Below are 16,801 nucleotides of genomic sequence, written 5' to 3'. Positions count from 1 at the left end.
CGGGACATCGGCGGAAATAAAAGTATTGGCTATGCTTTTACACTGGCATTCACAGGAAGAGCATAAAAAATGAAAGCATTTGATTTGCAACGAATGGCGCTGGATAACGTGCCGGTAGCGTTTTTGGGGGAAGTGGCGCTGCGTAGCTTTTACACCTTTGTTCTGGTGTTTCTTTTCTTAAAGGTGACAGGACGACGCGGCGTACGGCAAATGTCGCTTTTTGAAGTGCTGATCATTTTGACATTGGGGTCGGCGGCAGGCGACGTCGCGTTTTATGATGACGTTCCGATGCTCCCTGTTCTGGTGGTATTCATCACCCTGGCGCTGCTCTATCGCCTGGTCATGTGGCTGATGGCGCATAGTGAAAAGTTGGAAGATCTGCTGGAAGGCAAGTCGGTGGTCATTGTTGAAGACGGCGAACTGGCGTGGGAAAAACTGCAGCGCTCGAACATGACGGAGTTTGAGTTTTTTATGGAGCTTCGCTTGAATGGCGTTGAGCAACTGGGGCAGGTCAGACTGGCCATCCTGGAGACAAACGGACAAATCAGCGTCTATTTCTTTGAAAATAAAGACGTTAAGCCGGGGTTAAGCATTCTTCCTGAGCACTGTACGCCACGCTTTATCGTGGCGCCGGAGGCTGGCGACTATGCCTGCGTACGTTGCAGTGAAGTGATACGCATGAATATCGGGGAAAAGCAATTATGTCCGCGCTGCGCAAATCCAGAATGGACGAAGGCAAGCCGGGCTAAACGCGTTGTTTAACAGCGAAAATATCGGATTTATACGGTTAATCCGGAAGATTCTGTTGTGTGACGCATGCCGCATTTTCTCCTCGCATTGTTTTACCCATTGCGGCGCGTGTCACTGAATGATAAAACCGATATTCACATGAATAACGTTTGCCTGATGTCTGTCAGGCAGGAAACAATGCAGCGTGGTGAGGGGAAATGGCTCAGGTCTTTAATTTTAGTTCAGGTCCGGCGATGCTACCGGCGGAAGTACTTAAACTGGCGCAACAGGAACTGCGTGACTGGCACGGTCTTGGTACGTCGGTAATGGAAATTAGCCATCGAGGCAAAGAGTTTATCCAGGTCGCTGAAGAGGCGGAGCAGGATTTTCGCGATCTCCTTAATATCCCCTCCAACTATAAAGTTTTATTTTGTCACGGCGGCGGTCGCGGGCAGTTTGCTGGCGTGCCGCTCAATCTGCTGGGCGATAAAACCACGGCGGATTATGTCGATGCTGGTTACTGGGCGGCGAGCGCCATCAAAGAAGCCAAAAAATACTGTGCGCCGCAGATTATCGACGCCAAAATCACCGTTGACGGCAAACGTGCCGTAAAACCGATGCGCGAGTGGCAGCTTTCCGATAACGCCGCTTATTTACACTATTGCCCGAATGAGACCATTGACGGCATCGCCATCGATGAAACGCCTGATTTTGGCCCGGAGGTGGTCGTCACGGCGGACTTTTCTTCTACCATCCTGTCTGCGCCGCTGGACGTCTCTCGCTATGGCGTAATTTATGCTGGCGCGCAGAAGAATATCGGTCCGGCAGGACTGACGCTGGTTATCGTCCGGGAGGATCTGTTAGGCAAGGCGCATGAGAGCTGCCCGTCCATCCTCGACTACACCGTCCTGAATGATAACGACTCGATGTTTAATACGCCGCCGACTTTCGCCTGGTATCTTTCCGGCCTGGTGTTCAAATGGTTGAAAGCGCAGGGCGGCGTGGCGGCGATGCACAAAATCAATCAGCAAAAAGCGGAGTTGCTGTACGGTGTGATTGATAACAGCGATTTCTACCGTAACGATGTCGCACAGGCCAACCGTTCGCGGATGAATGTTCCGTTCCAGTTAGCGGACAATACGCTGGACAAGGTCTTTCTGGAAGAGTCTTTCGCCGCCGGTCTGCACGCCTTAAAAGGGCACCGTGTTGTTGGCGGTATGCGCGCCTCTATCTATAACGCCATGCCGATTGAAGGGGTAAAAGCGCTGACCGATTTCATGATCGATTTTGAGCGTCGCCACGGCTAATACGTTTCTTTTTTCATCCCCACGGCCAGTCTGTGGGGTTTTTATTTCTGTTTTTTGAGAGTTGAGTTTCATGGAATCCCTGACGTTACAACCCATCGCGCGGGTCGATGGCGCCATTAATTTACCTGGCTCCAAAAGTGTTTCAAACCGTGCTTTGCTCCTGGCGGCTTTAGCTTGTGGTAAAACCGTTCTGACGAATCTGCTGGATAGCGATGACGTCCGCCATATGCTCAATGCCCTGAGCGCGTTGGGGATCAATTACACCCTTTCTGCCGATCGCACCCGCTGTGATATCACGGGTAATGGCGGCGCATTACGTGCGCCAGGCGCTCTGGAACTGTTTCTCGGTAATGCCGGAACCGCGATGCGTCCGTTAGCGGCAGCGCTATGTCTGGGGCAAGATGAGATAGTGTTAACCGGCGAACCGCGTATGAAAGAGCGTCCGATAGGCCATCTGGTCGATTCGCTGCGTCAGGGCGGGGCGAATATTGATTACCTGGAGCAGGAAAACTATCCGCCCCTGCGTCTGCGCGGCGGTTTTACCGGCGGCGACATTGAGGTTGATGGTAGCGTTTCCAGCCAGTTCCTGACCGCTCTGCTGATGACGGCGCCGCTGGCCCCTAAAGACACAATTATTCGCGTTAAAGGCGAACTGGTATCAAAACCTTACATCGATATCACGCTAAATTTAATGAAAACCTTTGGCGTGGAGATAGCGAACCACCACTACCAACAATTTGTCGTGAAGGGAGGTCAACAGTATCACTCTCCAGGTCGCTATCTGGTCGAGGGCGATGCCTCGTCAGCGTCCTATTTTCTCGCCGCCGGGGCGATAAAAGGCGGCACGGTAAAAGTGACCGGAATTGGCCGCAAAAGTATGCAGGGCGATATTCGTTTTGCCGATGTGCTGGAGAAAATGGGCGCGACCATTACCTGGGGCGATGATTTTATTGCCTGCACGCGCGGTGAATTGCACGCCATAGATATGGATATGAACCATATTCCGGATGCGGCGATGACGATTGCCACCACGGCGCTGTTTGCGAAAGGAACCACGACGTTGCGCAATATTTATAACTGGCGAGTGAAAGAAACCGATCGCCTGTTCGCGATGGCGACCGAGCTACGTAAAGTGGGCGCTGAAGTCGAAGAAGGGCACGACTATATTCGTATCACGCCGCCGGCGAAGCTCCAACACGCGGATATTGGCACGTACAACGACCACCGTATGGCGATGTGCTTCTCACTGGTCGCACTGTCCGATACGCCAGTTACGATCCTGGACCCTAAATGTACCGCAAAAACGTTCCCTGATTATTTCGAACAACTGGCGCGAATGAGTACGCCTGCCTAAGTCTTCTGTTGTGCCAGTCGACGGGCTGGCGCGCCGAGTCCGTATTCGCACTATTTTTATAATTATGACTAATGCTAATTTGTTGATGATTTAACACATTGATTTATGTGTTTTTTATAATAGTTATCAACGGAAGATTAGTATGAAAAATAAATCATTACTACTGGCGGTGGCGATTTCCGCCACGCTACTGGCAGGATGTAAAAATGGCGTGAATGGCAATTTAATCGCCAGTTCAGGCATGTCAGCCTACAAAGCCGCCACACTGTCCGATGCGGATGTTAAGGCATTATCTAATAATGCCTGTAAACAAATGGACAGCGAGAATCAACTGGCAGGTTCGAAAAGCAAATACACCAAACGTCTGAGCAAAATCGCCAAAGCGCTGGGTAACAACATTGACGGTACGCCGGTTAGCTATAAAGTCTATATGACCAGCGATATCAACGCATGGGCGATGGCGAACGGTTGCGTTCGCGTATACTCCGGCCTGATGGATCTGATGACCGATAATGAAATTGAAGGCGTACTGGGCCATGAACTGGGCCATGTCTCTTTAGGGCACTCTCGCAAGGCAATGCAGACCGCTTATGCCACGCTGGCGGCTCGCGATGCGATTTCCGCCACCAGCGGCGTCGCAGCGCAGCTTTCCCAGTCTCAATTGGGCGATCTGGCGGAAGGCGTCATCAATTCGGCGTTTTCTCGCAGTCAGGAGTCGGATGCGGATGACTTCTCTTACGATCTGCTGAAAAAACGCGGGATTAACACCCAGGGCTTAGTCACGGCATTCGATAAATTCGCCACAATGGACGCAGGTCATGCAAAATCATTGATGGACTCCCACCCGGCTTCAGCCGATCGCGCGCAGCATATGCGCGACAGAATTGCCGAAGATAAAAAGTAAATCATTGTCATCTTTCGGGCTGGTTTCTCGCCGGCCCGCTATAATTGCGCAATTATTCCGCATCTGATTACAGACAAAACTGGTTTTTGCACGCAACGTTAACGGTCGCGAGCGTTGGCGCGTATAATGCGCGGCGTTTACGTTAACGGTACGCCTGTTTAAGGAGATAAAGATGACGGCAATTGCCCCGGTAATAACCATTGATGGCCCAAGCGGTGCAGGTAAAGGCACCTTGTGCAAAGCAATGGCGGAAGCATTGCAATGGCATCTGCTGGATTCCGGCGCGATATACCGCGTACTGGCGCTGGCGGCATTGCATCACCATGTCGATCTCGCCTCTGAAGATGCGCTGGTGCCGCTGGCGTCCCATCTGGACGTGCGTTTCGTCTCAACGGACGGCAACCTGGAAGTTATCCTGGAAGGCGAGGACGTTAGCGGCGAAATCCGTACGCAGGAAGTCGCGAACGCGGCATCCCAGGTGGCGGCATTCCCACGCGTGCGTGAAGCGCTTCTTCGCCGCCAACGCGCATTCCGCGAAGCGCCTGGTTTAATCGCCGATGGACGCGATATGGGGACCGTGGTCTTCCCGGATGCGCCGGTAAAAATTTTCCTTGACGCCTCCTCGGAGGAACGTGCGCATCGACGTATGCTACAGTTGCAGGAGAATGGCTTTAGTGTTAACTTTGAACGCCTTTTGGCCGAGATCAAGGAACGCGACGATCGCGATCGTAATCGCGCTGTAGCGCCGTTAGTTCCTGCTGCTGATGCATTAGTTTTGGATTCTACCCGATTAAGCATTGAGCAAGTGATTGAAAAAGCGTTACAATATGCGCGCCAAAAATTGGCTCTCGCTTAAATGCGACCGAATTTGTAGTACCCCCGTTGCAAAGGATTGACAGCGGGTATGTTAAACAACCCCATCCGGCACGGAGCCAGGTGGACGTTAAATATGAAACCTGAAGATTAAACATGACTGAATCTTTTGCTCAACTCTTTGAAGAATCCTTAAAAGAAATCGAAACCCGCCCGGGTTCCATCGTTCGTGGTGTTGTTGTTGCTATCGACAAAGACGTAGTACTGGTTGACGCCGGTCTGAAATCTGAGTCTGCCATTCCGGCTGAGCAGTTCAAAAACGCCCAGGGCGAACTGGAAATCCAGGTTGGTGACGAAGTTGACGTTGCTCTGGATGCAGTAGAAGACGGCTTCGGTGAAACTCTGCTCTCTCGTGAGAAAGCTAAACGTCACGAAGCATGGATCACGCTGGAAAAAGCTTACGAAGATGCTGAAACTGTTACCGGTGTTATCAACGGCAAAGTTAAGGGTGGCTTCACTGTTGAGCTGAACGGTATTCGCGCGTTCCTGCCAGGTTCTCTGGTAGACGTTCGTCCGGTGCGTGACACTCTGCACCTGGAAGGCAAAGAGCTTGAATTCAAAGTAATCAAGCTGGACCAGAAACGTAACAACGTTGTGGTTTCTCGTCGTGCCGTTATCGAATCCGAAAACAGCGCAGAACGCGATCAGCTGCTGGAAAACCTGCAGGAAGGCATGGAAGTTAAAGGTATCGTTAAGAACCTCACTGACTACGGTGCATTCGTTGATCTGGGCGGCGTTGACGGCCTGCTGCACATCACTGATATGGCATGGAAACGCGTTAAGCATCCGAGCGAAATCGTGAACGTTGGCGACGAAATCAACGTGAAAGTGCTGAAATTCGACCGCGAGCGTACCCGTGTATCCCTGGGCCTGAAACAGCTGGGCGAAGATCCGTGGGTTGCTATCGCTAAACGTTATCCGGAAGGTACCAAACTGACCGGTCGCGTGACCAACCTGACCGACTACGGCTGCTTCGTTGAAATCGAAGAAGGCGTTGAAGGCCTGGTTCACGTTTCCGAAATGGACTGGACCAACAAAAACATCCACCCGTCCAAAGTGGTTAACGTTGGCGACGTAGTGGAAGTGATGGTTCTGGATATCGACGAAGAACGTCGTCGTATCTCCCTGGGTCTGAAGCAGTGCAAATCTAACCCGTGGCAGCAGTTCGCAGAAACCCACAACAAGGGCGACCGCGTTGAAGGTAAAATCAAGTCTATCACTGACTTCGGTATCTTCATCGGCCTGGACGGCGGCATCGACGGCCTGGTTCACCTGTCTGACATCTCCTGGAACGTTGCAGGCGAAGAAGCAGTTCGTGAATACAAAAAAGGCGACGAAATCGCTGCAGTTGTTCTGCAGGTTGACGCAGAACGTGAACGTATCTCCCTGGGCGTTAAACAGCTCGCAGAAGATCCGTTCAACAACTGGGTTGCTCTGAACAAGAAAGGCGCTATCGTAACCGGTAAAGTCACTGCAGTTGACGCGAAAGGCGCAACCGTAGAACTGGCTGACGGCGTTGAAGGTTACCTGCGTGCTTCTGAAGCATCCCGTGACCGCGTTGAAGATGCGACTCTGGTTCTGAGCGTTGGCGACGACGTTGAAGCTAAATTCACCGGCGTTGATCGTAAAAACCGCGCAATCAGCCTGTCTGTTCGTGCGAAAGACGAAGCTGACGAGAAAGATGCCATCGCAACTGTTAACAAACAGGAAGATGCAAACTTCTCTAACAACGCAATGGCTGAAGCATTCAAAGCAGCTAAAGGCGAGTAATCCTCTGAAACTTCGGGTCTTTTAGTCCGAAGTATAACGAGATTACTTGACAGATTGCAGGTTTCGGCCTGTAATCAAGCACTAAGGGCGGCTACGGCCGCCCTTAATCAATCTCACGGCTGCAGCCAATTTGCCTTTAAGGAACCGGAGGAATTATGACCAAGTCAGAATTGATTGAAAGACTTGCAACCCAGCAATCTCACATTCCCGCTAAGGCGGTTGAAGACGCGGTAAAAGAGATGCTGGAGCATATGGCCTCGACTCTTGCGCAGGGCGAGCGTATTGAAATCCGCGGTTTCGGCAGTTTTTCTTTGCATTACCGCGCGCCTCGTACCGGACGTAACCCCAAGACCGGCGATAAAGTGGAACTGGAAGGAAAATACGTTCCTCACTTTAAACCGGGTAAAGAACTGCGCGATCGCGCCAATATTTACGGTTAAGTTTTAACGCAAAACTTGAACCCGAAAAAAGCACCGTCAGGGTGCTTTTTTCATTTATACGCCGTCAGGCGCAAACGCTATTCGACCGAAAACTGGAAAACGTTTCGCATTTTTTGCTGCGTCTTACATTTATCAGGTAAAAAACCTGGAATCCGCGCCGTATAGCACAAAATCCCCTCCAGACAATGGCGTCCTGAACCTGCACACTTTCCCGCACAGGGAGGTGTCTATGAAGATAACGACGGTCAGCGTATGCGTAGTATGCGGCATACTTCCGCTCATGATATTGCCAGTATTACCTGACACGTGGATTCTCGCGGTGCTGTTTTGTCTGGCATGTTTGCTTTGCCTCATACCCCATCACTATGCGCGCTACGCGGCATTAACTTTGCTCTTTTTCATGTGGGGGATATTTGCCGCCAGGCAGGCCATCTGGGCGGGAAACGTCCTGCCCGCCGCGACGCAGGAGGCGACAGTCGTCATTACTGCCACCGATCATATGACCACTCATTATGGGCGAATCACCCATTTGCGCGGAAAGCCGCTCTTTCCTGCTGTAGGGATTGTCCTGCATGGCCAGTACTTACCCACGGAAGTGTGTGCAGGGAAACAGTGGGCGATGACGCTGAAGGTCAGAGCGGTACACGGGCAGCTTAACGAAGGCGGTTTTGATAGCCAACGTTACGCGCTGGCGCAGCACCAACCGTTGACCGGGCGTTTTCTACAGGCTAAAGCGATTAACCCTGAGTGTAGCTTGCGTGGGCGCTATCTTGCTTCGCTTCGCGCTACGCTTGCGCCTTATCCGTGGCAGCAGGTTATTCTGGCGTTGGGAATGGGGGAGCGGGGAGCGGTGTCGCAGGAGGTGAAGGCCGTTATGCGCGATACGGGGACTGCCCATTTGATGGCGATTTCCGGCCTGCATATCGCTTTTGCTGCGTTATTGGCTGCCGGATTAATCCGTGGCGGACAATTCTTTTTGCCGGTCAGATGGATTCGTTGGCAGACGCCATTGCTGGGCGGCATTCTTTGCGCGATATGTTATGCCTGGCTTACCGGCTTACAACCGCCTGCGCTGCGCACGGTGGCGGCGCTGAGCGTCTGGGGAGGATTAAAATTAAGCGGACGACAGTGGAGCGGCTGGCAAGTCTGGTGCTGCTGTCTGGCCGCGATTATTTTCGCCGATCCTGTGGCGGTTATATCACAAAGTCTTTGGCTGTCAGCATTTGCGGTTGCCGGCCTGTTATTCTGGTATCAGTGGTTTCCTGCGCCAAACGGAAATTTTCCACGAGGCTTACGCTGGTTGCTTAACCTGCTTCACCTACAGGCAGGCATTACACTTCTGCTTTTGCCTCTCCAGGTGGCGCTTTTTCATGGCATAAGCGTTACCGCAATGCTGGCGAATCTTTTTGCCGTACCCTGGGTCACATTTGTGACGGTTCCGCTCATCCTGGCGGGAATGATTCTGCATTTAACCGGGCCGTTTTTTCTTGAAGAGTGGGTATGGTACCTGACCGATCGCGCGTTAGCCGCGCTATTTTACCTGTTGAATGCTTTACCGCAGGGCTGGGTGAATATTGATAACCGTTGGCAGTGGCTGACGTTTTTGCCCTGGCTAATGCTTATCGCGTGGCGATTAAACGTCTGGCGTACCTGGCCGGCGGTCTGTTTATGCGGGTTATTGTTGATGAGCTGGCCACTCTGGCGGCCGATAAACGCCAGTGGATGGCAGGTGCATATGCTGGATGTCGGTCAGGGGCTGGCGATAGCGATCGTCAGGGGCGATAAAGTAATACTCTACGATACCGGTCGGGCATGGCCGGAGGGCGACAGCGGGCAACAGGTTATTATTCCCTGGTTGCGCTGGCATAATCTGACGCCGGAGGGCGTTATTTTGAGTCATGAGCATCTGGATCATCGGGGCGGGCTGCGTTCGCTACAGCGGGTCTGGCCGTCAATGTGGATTCGCAGCCCGTTAGGCTGGCAGGGACATTTGCCCTGTTTTCGCGGCGAGCAGTGGCAATGGCAGGGGTTAACGTTTCAGGCGCACTGGCCGTTACGCGAAAGTGCCGATCGAGGAAATAACCGTTCCTGTGTGGTCAAAGTGGATGACGGCGTACATAGCATCCTGCTCACGGGCGATATTGAAGCGGGCGCTGAACAAAAAATGCTAAGTCGTTACTGGCGACATCTTGCGGCGACGTTTATCCAGGTGCCGCATCATGGTAGTAATACGTCGTCGTCGTTACCATTTATTCAGCGCGTACATGGTGAAGCGGCGCTGGCGTCCGCATCGCGCTATAACGCATGGCGGCTGCCGTCCCGCAAGGTAAAACAGCGCTACCAGCAACAGGCGTATCAGTGGTTTGATACACCCCACCAGGGGCAAATTTCGCTGCGGTTTTCTCCGCAGGGCTGGCGCATACAAGGCTTACGGGATCAAATTTTACCTCGCTGGTATCATCAGTGGTTTGGCGTGTCCGAGGATAACGGGTAGAATATGCGGCTATTTCAACAAATGCTGGTTTTTTGAATGCATAACGATAAAGATCTCTCTACGTGGCAGACCTTCCGCCGACTGTGGCCAACCATAGCGCCTTTTAAAGCAGGTCTGATCGTGGCGGGCGTAGCGTTAATTCTCAACGCAGCCAGCGATACCTTCATGCTATCGCTCCTCAAGCCATTACTGGATGATGGTTTCGGTAAAACGGATCGCTCAGTGTTGCTGTGGATGCCGCTGGTGGTTATTGGGCTGATGATATTACGAGGCATCACTAGCTATATCTCCAGCTACTGTATTTCATGGGTGTCAGGCAAGGTGGTAATGACCATGCGCCGTCGCCTGTTTGGCCATATGATGGGAATGCCCGTCGCCTTCTTTGATAAACAGTCTACCGGTACGCTGCTGTCGCGTATTACATACGATTCAGAACAGGTTGCCTCTTCTTCATCTGGCGCGCTGATTACCGTGGTGCGTGAAGGGGCATCGATCATCGGATTGTTTATTATGATGTTCTATTACAGCTGGCAGTTGTCGATCATCCTGGTTGTTTTAGCGCCGATTGTGTCGATTGCGATTCGCGTTGTCTCAAAGCGGTTCCGCAGCATCAGTAAAAATATGCAGAACACGATGGGACAAGTGACTACCAGCGCTGAACAAATGCTGAAAGGACACAAAGAGGTACTGATTTTCGGCGGTCAGGAAGTCGAAACTAAACGCTTTGATAAAGTCAGCAATAAGATGCGACTGCAAGGCATGAAAATGGTCTCTGCCTCGTCAATTTCCGATCCTATCATTCAGCTCATTGCCTCGTTGGCGCTGGCGTTTGTTCTCTATGCTGCGAGCTTCCCAAGCGTAATGGATAGCCTGACGGCAGGGACCATCACCGTGGTGTTCTCCTCCATGATCGCGCTGATGCGTCCATTAAAATCGCTGACAAACGTTAACGCGCAGTTCCAGCGTGGGATGGCGGCTTGTCAGACGTTGTTTGCGATTCTGGACAGCGAACAGGAGAAAGATGAAGGTAAACGTGTCATTGACCGCGCGACCGGCGATCTCGAATTCCGCAATGTGACGTTTACTTACCCGGGCCGTGAAGTGCCGGCATTGCGTAACATCAATTTGAAAATTCCTGCCGGGAAAACCGTGGCGCTGGTGGGGCGCTCCGGATCGGGTAAATCAACTATCGCCAGTCTGATCACCCGTTTCTACGATATTGATGAAGGACACATCCTGATGGATGGTCACGATCTACGCGAATACACTCTGGCCTCGCTACGTAATCAGGTGGCGCTGGTTTCGCAAAACGTGCATCTGTTTAACGACACGGTCGCTAATAACATTGCTTATGCCCGGACGGAAGAATACAGCCGCGAGCAGATTGAAGAGGCGGCGCGCATGGCCTATGCCATGGACTTTATCAACAAGATGGATAATGGCCTGGATACTATCATCGGCGAAAACGGCGTACTGCTTTCCGGCGGTCAGCGCCAGCGTATCGCGATTGCCCGCGCCTTACTGCGCGACAGCCCGATTCTGATCCTTGATGAAGCTACGTCCGCGCTGGATACCGAATCTGAACGTGCGATTCAGGCGGCGTTAGATGAGTTGCAGAAAAACCGTACCTCTCTGGTGATTGCGCACCGTCTCTCCACCATCGAACAGGCGGATGAGATCGTTGTGGTCGAAGACGGTATTATCGTTGAGCGCGGCACTCATAGCGAGCTGCTGGCGCAACACGGCGTTTACGCCCAGCTGCATAAGATGCAATTTGGTCAATGATTGCGCGTATCTGGTCGGGTGAATCCCCGCTATGGCGGTTACTGCTGCCGCTCTCTTGGCTGTATGGCCTGGTGAGCGGGGCGATTCGTCTGAGCTATAAGCTTGGTTTTAAACGCGCCTGGCGAGCGCCGGTACCGGTGGTTGTGGTAGGGAATCTTACGGCTGGCGGTAACGGTAAAACCCCCGTAGTCATTTGGCTGGTGGAAAAGCTGCAACAGCGTGGCGTGCGCGTGGGGGTCGTTTCCCGCGGCTACGGCGGGAAAGCTGCCGCTTATCCGCTGCTCCTGACGCCGGAGACGACAACCGCAGAAGCGGGAGATGAACCGGTATTGATTTATCAACGGACCGGCGCGCCTGTCGCGGTAGCGCCTGAACGCGCCGCGGCGGTGAAAGCGATTCTGGCAGCGCATAATGTGCAGATTATTATCACCGACGATGGGTTGCAGCATTACCGACTCGCGCGAGATATTGAAATTGTGGTGATTGACGGCGTGCGCCGTTTTGGCAACGGCTGGTGGCTTCCTGCCGGTCCTATGCGCGAACGCGCCAGTCGCCTGAAAACCGTAGACGCCGCTATCGTGAATGGCGGCGTCGCCCGGGCGGGCGAAATCCCCATGCAGCTAGCGCCTGGACTGGCGGTGAACTTACGTACGGGAGCGCGTTGCGATGTGGCGCAACTGAGCAATATTGTGGCGATGGCGGGCATCGGTCATCCGCCGCGCTTTTTCGCCACGCTGGAAGCCTGTGGCGCGCATCCGCAAAAGTGCGTCCCGCTGGCCGATCATCAAACGCTCGCCCCTGCTGACGTTCAGGCGTTGGTCGGTGAAGGGCAGACCCTGGTAATGACGGAAAAAGACGCGGTGAAATGCCGTGCTTTTGCCGAAGATAACTGGTGGTTCTTACCGGTTGATGCGCGTTTGTCCGGTGAGCAGCCTGATAAGTTGCTTCAACATATCACCTCTCTGGTTCGCTAGCGTCCCCCAATGCAGCGGCAGTGATGAATTTATGGAGTCATGAATGTCATTGCCGTACCTTTCTCTTTCCCAGGCCCGTTGTCTTCACCTTGCTGCGCAGGGGCTATTGAAAAAGCCGCGCCGTAACGCGCTGCCTGGCGATGTTCTTGCCGCCATCTCACGCATGGCGTTGCTGCAAATTGATACCATCAATGTTGTCGCACGTAGCCCCTATCTGGTGCTGTTTAGCCGTCTCGGCTCGTACCCGCAGGCCTGGCTGGATGAGGCGCTGCGACGCGGCGAGTTAATGGAATACTGGGCGCATGAGGCCTGTTTCTTACCACGCCGTGACTTTAAACTTATCCGCCATCGTATGCTGTCGCCGGAAAAGATGGGCTGGAAATATCACGCGGCATGGATGCATGAGCACGCGGAAGAAATAGAACAGCTAATGCGGCATATTCAGGAGCACGGCTCGGTGCGATCTGCCGATTTTGAACATGCGCAGAAAGGCGCCAGCGGCTGGTGGGAATGGAAACCACATAAACGCCACCTTGAGGGTTTATTTACCGCCGGAAAAGTCATGGTTGTTGAGCGGCGTAATTTTCAACGTGTATATGATTTAACGCGCCGTGTGATGCCGCACTGGGATGATGAACGCGATGGACTGTCACAGCCGCAGGCGGAAAGCCTGATGCTGGATAATAGCGCGCGCAGTCTGGGGATTTTCCGTGAACAGTGGCTGGCGGATTACTACCGCCTGAAACGTCCTGACCTGAAGGGATGGCGGGAGAGCCGGGCGGAACAGCAGCAGATTATTCCGGTCGAGGTGGAAACGTTGGGGCGGATGTGGCTTCATGCCGATCTTCTTTCGCAGCTTGAACCGGCGCTAAATAACGCCTTAAAGGCGACCCATAGCGCAGTGCTGTCGCCTTTCGATCCTGTGATATGGGATCGCAAGCGGGCAGCGCAGCTTTTCGGATTTAACTATCGGCTGGAATGTTATACGCCTGCGGCGAAGCGCCAGTACGGTTATTTTGTGCTGCCGCTATTATACCATGGCCGTTTAGTCGGGCGAATGGACGCCAAAATGCACCGTAAAACGGGGGTACTTGAGGTTATCTCGCTGTATCTGGAGGACGATATCCGCCCTGGCGTTAGTCTGCAAAAAGGAATCTGGCAGGCCATTAGCGCGTTTGCTGCCTGGCAACGGGCATCGCGCGTGACGCTGGGACAATGTCCGCCAGGCCTGTTTAGCGCCATGCGTCATGGCTGGGAAATAGACCCTGCACCATAACCGATTATGTTAATATTGAAGGATTCACAATCCGGTCCATCTGGAGGAACTATGGATCATCGTCTGCTTGAAATCATCGCCTGCCCGGTATGTAACGGCAAACTCTGGTATAACCAGGAACAGCAAGAATTAATTTGCAAACTGGATAATCTCGCTTTCCCGTTACGCGACGGCATTCCTGTATTGCTGGAAAATGAAGCTCGCGCCCTGACATCTGATGAGAGTAAATCATGAGTTTCGTCGTCATCATTCCGGCCCGTTTTTCATCTACCCGACTGCCAGGCAAACCATTAGTGGATATTAATGGTAAGCCCATGATTGTTCATGTCCTGGAGCGGGCGCGCGAATCTGGCGCGGAACGCATTATTGTCGCGACCGATCATGAAGACGTGGCTCGTGCGGTAGAAGCGGCTGGCGGCGAAGTGTGCATGACGCGCGCCGATCACCAGTCCGGCACCGAACGGTTGGCGGAAGTGGTAGAGAAGTGCGGATTCAGCGACGATACCGTTATTGTGAACGTTCAGGGCGATGAGCCGATGATCCCGGCGGTTATTATTCGCCAGGTCGCGGAAAATCTGGCGCAGCGCCAGGTTGGCATGGCGACGTTGGCGGTGCCGATTCACAGCGCCGAAGAAGCGTTTAACCCGAATGCGGTAAAAGTCGTGCTGGATGCTGAAGGCTATGCGCTTTACTTTTCCCGGGCGACGATTCCCTGGGATCGCGACCGCTTTGCAAAAAGTCTGGAAACGGTAGGAGATACTTGCCTTCGTCACCTGGGCATTTATGGCTATCGCGCGGGGTTTATCCGCCGTTACGTGAGCTGGCAACCCAGCCCGCTTGAACATATTGAAATGCTGGAGCAACTCCGTGTGCTGTGGTACGGCGAAAAAATTCATGTCGCCGTCGCCAAAGCGGTGCCCGGTACGGGCGTAGACACCGCCGACGACCTGGAGCGCGTACGCGCTGAAATGCGTTAACATGATCCTGTTCATGATCGTCTTAGACGGTCATGAACAGCGCGGTATGGTAGCGCAAAGATGAATACTCACGTCTGCTCACTAGTGGCAGCTTTCTCGTACCGTTACGATTTTCCTCATTTTTCTTTTCTTCCCTTGATCTGATACGGGTGACATCTGTCCATACGACGCTCATTATTAAAGCAGTAGCACTAATGGGGGTAATCTGGAATGGAACAGTTGCGGGCCGAACTCAGTCATTTGTTGGGTGAAAAACTTAGCCGTATAGAGTGCGTGAATGAGAAAGCGGATTCCGCATTGTGGTCATTATATGACAGCCAGGGCATTCCGATGCCGCTGATGGCGCGAAGTTTTACCACTCCCGGCGTTGCGCAGCAACTGGCCTGGAAAACCTCAATGCTGGCGCGTAGCGGTACGGTGAGGATGCCGGTAATCTATGGCGTATTGACGCATGAAGAGCATCCTGGTCCGGATGTGCTGCTGCTGGAACGACTGCGCGGTGTACCGGTAGAGGCGCCGGCGCGCACTCCGGAACGCTGGGAACAGCTAAAAGATCAGATTGTCGAAGGGCTGTTAGCCTGGCATCGGCAGGATAGCCGCGGTTGCGTTGGCGCCGTAGACCATACTCAGGAGAATATCTGGCCTTCCTGGTATCGTCAGCGGGTGGAGGTGCTGTGGACGACGCTAAATCAGTTCAGCAATACCGGCCTGACGATGCAGGACAGACGCATTCTGTTTCGTACCAGAGAATGTCTTCCTTCGTTATTTGAAGGGTTTAACGATAACTGCGTACTGGTGCATGGCAACTTCTGCCTGCGCAGTATGCTTAAAGACGCCCGTAGCGATCAGCTTCTGGCGATGGTCGGCCCCGGGCTGATGCTGTGGGCGCCGAGAGAGTTCGAACTGTTTCGCCTGATGGATAATCCATTGGCGGAGGGATTGCTTTGGCATTATCTGCAACGCGCGCCAGTGGCGGAGTCCTTCATCTGGCGGCGTTGGCTCTATGTGCTGTGGGACGAGGTTGCGCAATTGGTCAATACCGGACGTTTTAACCGTACCAATTTTGATCTGGCGGCGAAATCATTACTCCCCTGGCTTGCCTGATATGCCTTTCAGCCATTGCCAAAGTCGCCCTAATGTTTCATACCCAGCGCGATCGCTGTGCATCAGCCAGACCGGGGACGGAATTGCCCGCTCCCAGGGATTGAGCGGCGAATCGATCGCCAACTGATTCGCCGGCGCGGGAAGCGGATTCAGCCCGGCATGCTGAAAGAAAATCATCGCACGCGGCAAATGCGAGGCGGAGGTTACCAACAGGAAAGGGGCGTCGCCGATGGCCTGCTTAACGGCGGCGGCTTCTTCTTCCGTATCTTTTGGTTTATCCAGCGTAATAATATCGCTACGCGGTACGCCCAGCGACTGCGCCACCCGCGCACCGACCTCCGCCGTGCTTACCGTATTGGTTTTTGCTACGCCGCCGGTAAAAATCAGCCTGGCTCCCGGATTCGCGCGCCACAGCCGGATGCCTTCCGCCAGCCGCGGCAAGCTGTTGTTAATTAAATTAGAGCTCGGCGCCCACTGCGGGTTCCAGGTATAACCGCCGCCGAGAACCACAATATATTCCACCTTTTGCGGACCCTGCCAGGTAGGGTAGCGGTTTTCTATCGGACGCAGCAGATGGTCAGAGACGGGTTGCAGGCTTAAAAGCAATAGCGCCAGCCAACCTACGCTGATAAATACTTTTCCGGTCTTCTGAAAGCGGCTAAACCAGAGCAGCGCCAGGCCGACGCCAATCATCAGCAACATCAGCGGAAGCGGCAATAACATACTGCCAATCACTTTCTTTAGCGTAAAAAGCATCCTTTTTGGTTCCTTTTTTAACCATATAGCGGAGGATTAACGGTGATATTACACCAGA

Annotated in this window: 15 protein-coding genes; 14 read left to right on the top strand and 1 reads right to left on the bottom strand. The window is 53.2% G+C overall.

The window, feature by feature from the left end:
* The first annotated feature begins 69 nt into the window (after positions 1 to 69).
* The 14 genes from J4617_RS06535 to J4617_RS06470 all read left to right on the top strand — a co-directional run bounded on the left by J4617_RS06535 (position 70) and on the right by J4617_RS06470 (position 15,987).
* Positions 70 to 762: a DUF421 domain-containing protein gene (locus J4617_RS06535; protein WP_000642867.1), complete on the top strand. Its 693-nt coding sequence runs from the start codon at positions 70 to 72 to the stop codon at positions 760 to 762.
* A 185-nt stretch (positions 763 to 947) separates the two neighbouring features.
* On the top strand, positions 948 to 2,036 hold the full coding sequence (gene serC / locus J4617_RS06530; protein WP_000079591.1) for a 3-phosphoserine/phosphohydroxythreonine transaminase: 1,089 nt from the start codon (positions 948 to 950) through the stop codon (positions 2,034 to 2,036).
* A gap of 70 nt (positions 2,037 to 2,106) precedes the next feature.
* Positions 2,107 to 3,390 carry a 3-phosphoshikimate 1-carboxyvinyltransferase gene (gene aroA, locus J4617_RS06525; protein ID WP_001748320.1) on the top strand — a complete coding sequence of 428 codons (1,284 nt, stop codon included), beginning with the start codon at positions 2,107 to 2,109 and terminating at the stop codon, positions 3,388 to 3,390.
* Between the two features lie 142 nt (positions 3,391 to 3,532).
* On the top strand, positions 3,533 to 4,294 hold the full coding sequence (locus J4617_RS06520) for a M48 family metallopeptidase (RefSeq protein ID WP_000792301.1): 762 nt from the start codon (positions 3,533 to 3,535) through the stop codon (positions 4,292 to 4,294).
* Positions 4,295 to 4,466: 172 nt separating this feature from the next.
* Positions 4,467 to 5,150, top strand: a complete 684-nt coding sequence (gene cmk / locus J4617_RS06515) for a (d)CMP kinase (protein ID WP_000125007.1) — start codon at positions 4,467 to 4,469, stop codon at positions 5,148 to 5,150.
* A gap of 113 nt (positions 5,151 to 5,263) precedes the next feature.
* Positions 5,264 to 6,937, top strand: a complete 1,674-nt coding sequence (gene rpsA / locus J4617_RS06510) for a 30S ribosomal protein S1 (protein ID WP_000140324.1) — start codon at positions 5,264 to 5,266, stop codon at positions 6,935 to 6,937.
* 155 nt (positions 6,938 to 7,092) lie between these two features.
* Entirely contained in the window at positions 7,093 to 7,377 is a 285-nt protein-coding gene (ihfB, locus tag J4617_RS06505) for an integration host factor subunit beta (RefSeq protein WP_000167332.1), read from the top strand.
* A 229-nt stretch (positions 7,378 to 7,606) separates the two neighbouring features.
* On the top strand, positions 7,607 to 9,871 hold the full coding sequence (locus tag J4617_RS06500) for a ComEC family protein (RefSeq protein WP_017465604.1): 2,265 nt from the start codon (positions 7,607 to 7,609) through the stop codon (positions 9,869 to 9,871).
* 36 nt (positions 9,872 to 9,907) lie between these two features.
* Positions 9,908 to 11,656 (top strand): lipid A ABC transporter ATP-binding protein/permease MsbA, encoded by a 1,749-nt coding sequence (msbA, locus tag J4617_RS06495; protein ID WP_000551256.1) that lies wholly within the window; start codon positions 9,908 to 9,910, stop codon positions 11,654 to 11,656.
* Positions 11,653 to 12,630, top strand: coding sequence for a tetraacyldisaccharide 4'-kinase (gene lpxK / locus J4617_RS06490; RefSeq protein WP_000561681.1), 978 nt, complete (start codon positions 11,653 to 11,655; stop codon positions 12,628 to 12,630). The genes msbA and lpxK overlap by 4 nt, the downstream gene beginning before the upstream one ends.
* 43 nt (positions 12,631 to 12,673) lie before the next feature.
* Positions 12,674 to 13,906 (top strand): winged helix-turn-helix domain-containing protein, encoded by a 1,233-nt coding sequence (locus J4617_RS06485; protein ID WP_017465605.1) that lies wholly within the window; start codon positions 12,674 to 12,676, stop codon positions 13,904 to 13,906.
* 51 nt (positions 13,907 to 13,957) lie between these two features.
* Positions 13,958 to 14,140 (top strand): protein YcaR, encoded by a 183-nt coding sequence (gene ycaR / locus J4617_RS06480; RefSeq protein WP_000350061.1) that lies wholly within the window; start codon positions 13,958 to 13,960, stop codon positions 14,138 to 14,140.
* Positions 14,137 to 14,883, top strand: coding sequence for a 3-deoxy-manno-octulosonate cytidylyltransferase (kdsB, locus tag J4617_RS06475; protein ID WP_000011576.1), 747 nt, complete (start codon positions 14,137 to 14,139; stop codon positions 14,881 to 14,883). Before ycaR ends, kdsB begins: the two co-directional genes overlap by 4 nt.
* Positions 14,884 to 15,093: 210 nt before the next feature.
* Positions 15,094 to 15,987, top strand: a complete 894-nt coding sequence (locus tag J4617_RS06470; RefSeq protein ID WP_000436889.1) for a YcbJ family phosphotransferase — start codon at positions 15,094 to 15,096, stop codon at positions 15,985 to 15,987.
* Here the strand turns inward: J4617_RS06470 and elyC are convergent.
* Positions 15,967 to 16,743 carry an envelope biogenesis factor ElyC gene (gene elyC / locus J4617_RS06465; protein ID WP_017465606.1) on the bottom strand — a complete coding sequence of 259 codons (777 nt, stop codon included), beginning with the start codon at positions 16,741 to 16,743 and terminating at the stop codon, positions 15,967 to 15,969. The two genes, J4617_RS06470 and elyC, sit on opposite strands and share 21 nt — an antisense overlap.
* Between the last annotated feature and the right edge of the window lie 58 nt (positions 16,744 to 16,801).

This window comes from Salmonella sp. 32010601201800023SM (assembly GCF_017572235.1).
GTDB classification, from domain to species: Bacteria; Pseudomonadota; Gammaproteobacteria; order Enterobacterales; family Enterobacteriaceae; genus Salmonella; species Salmonella enterica.
This window is presented reverse-complemented; position numbering and strand designations above follow the sequence as displayed.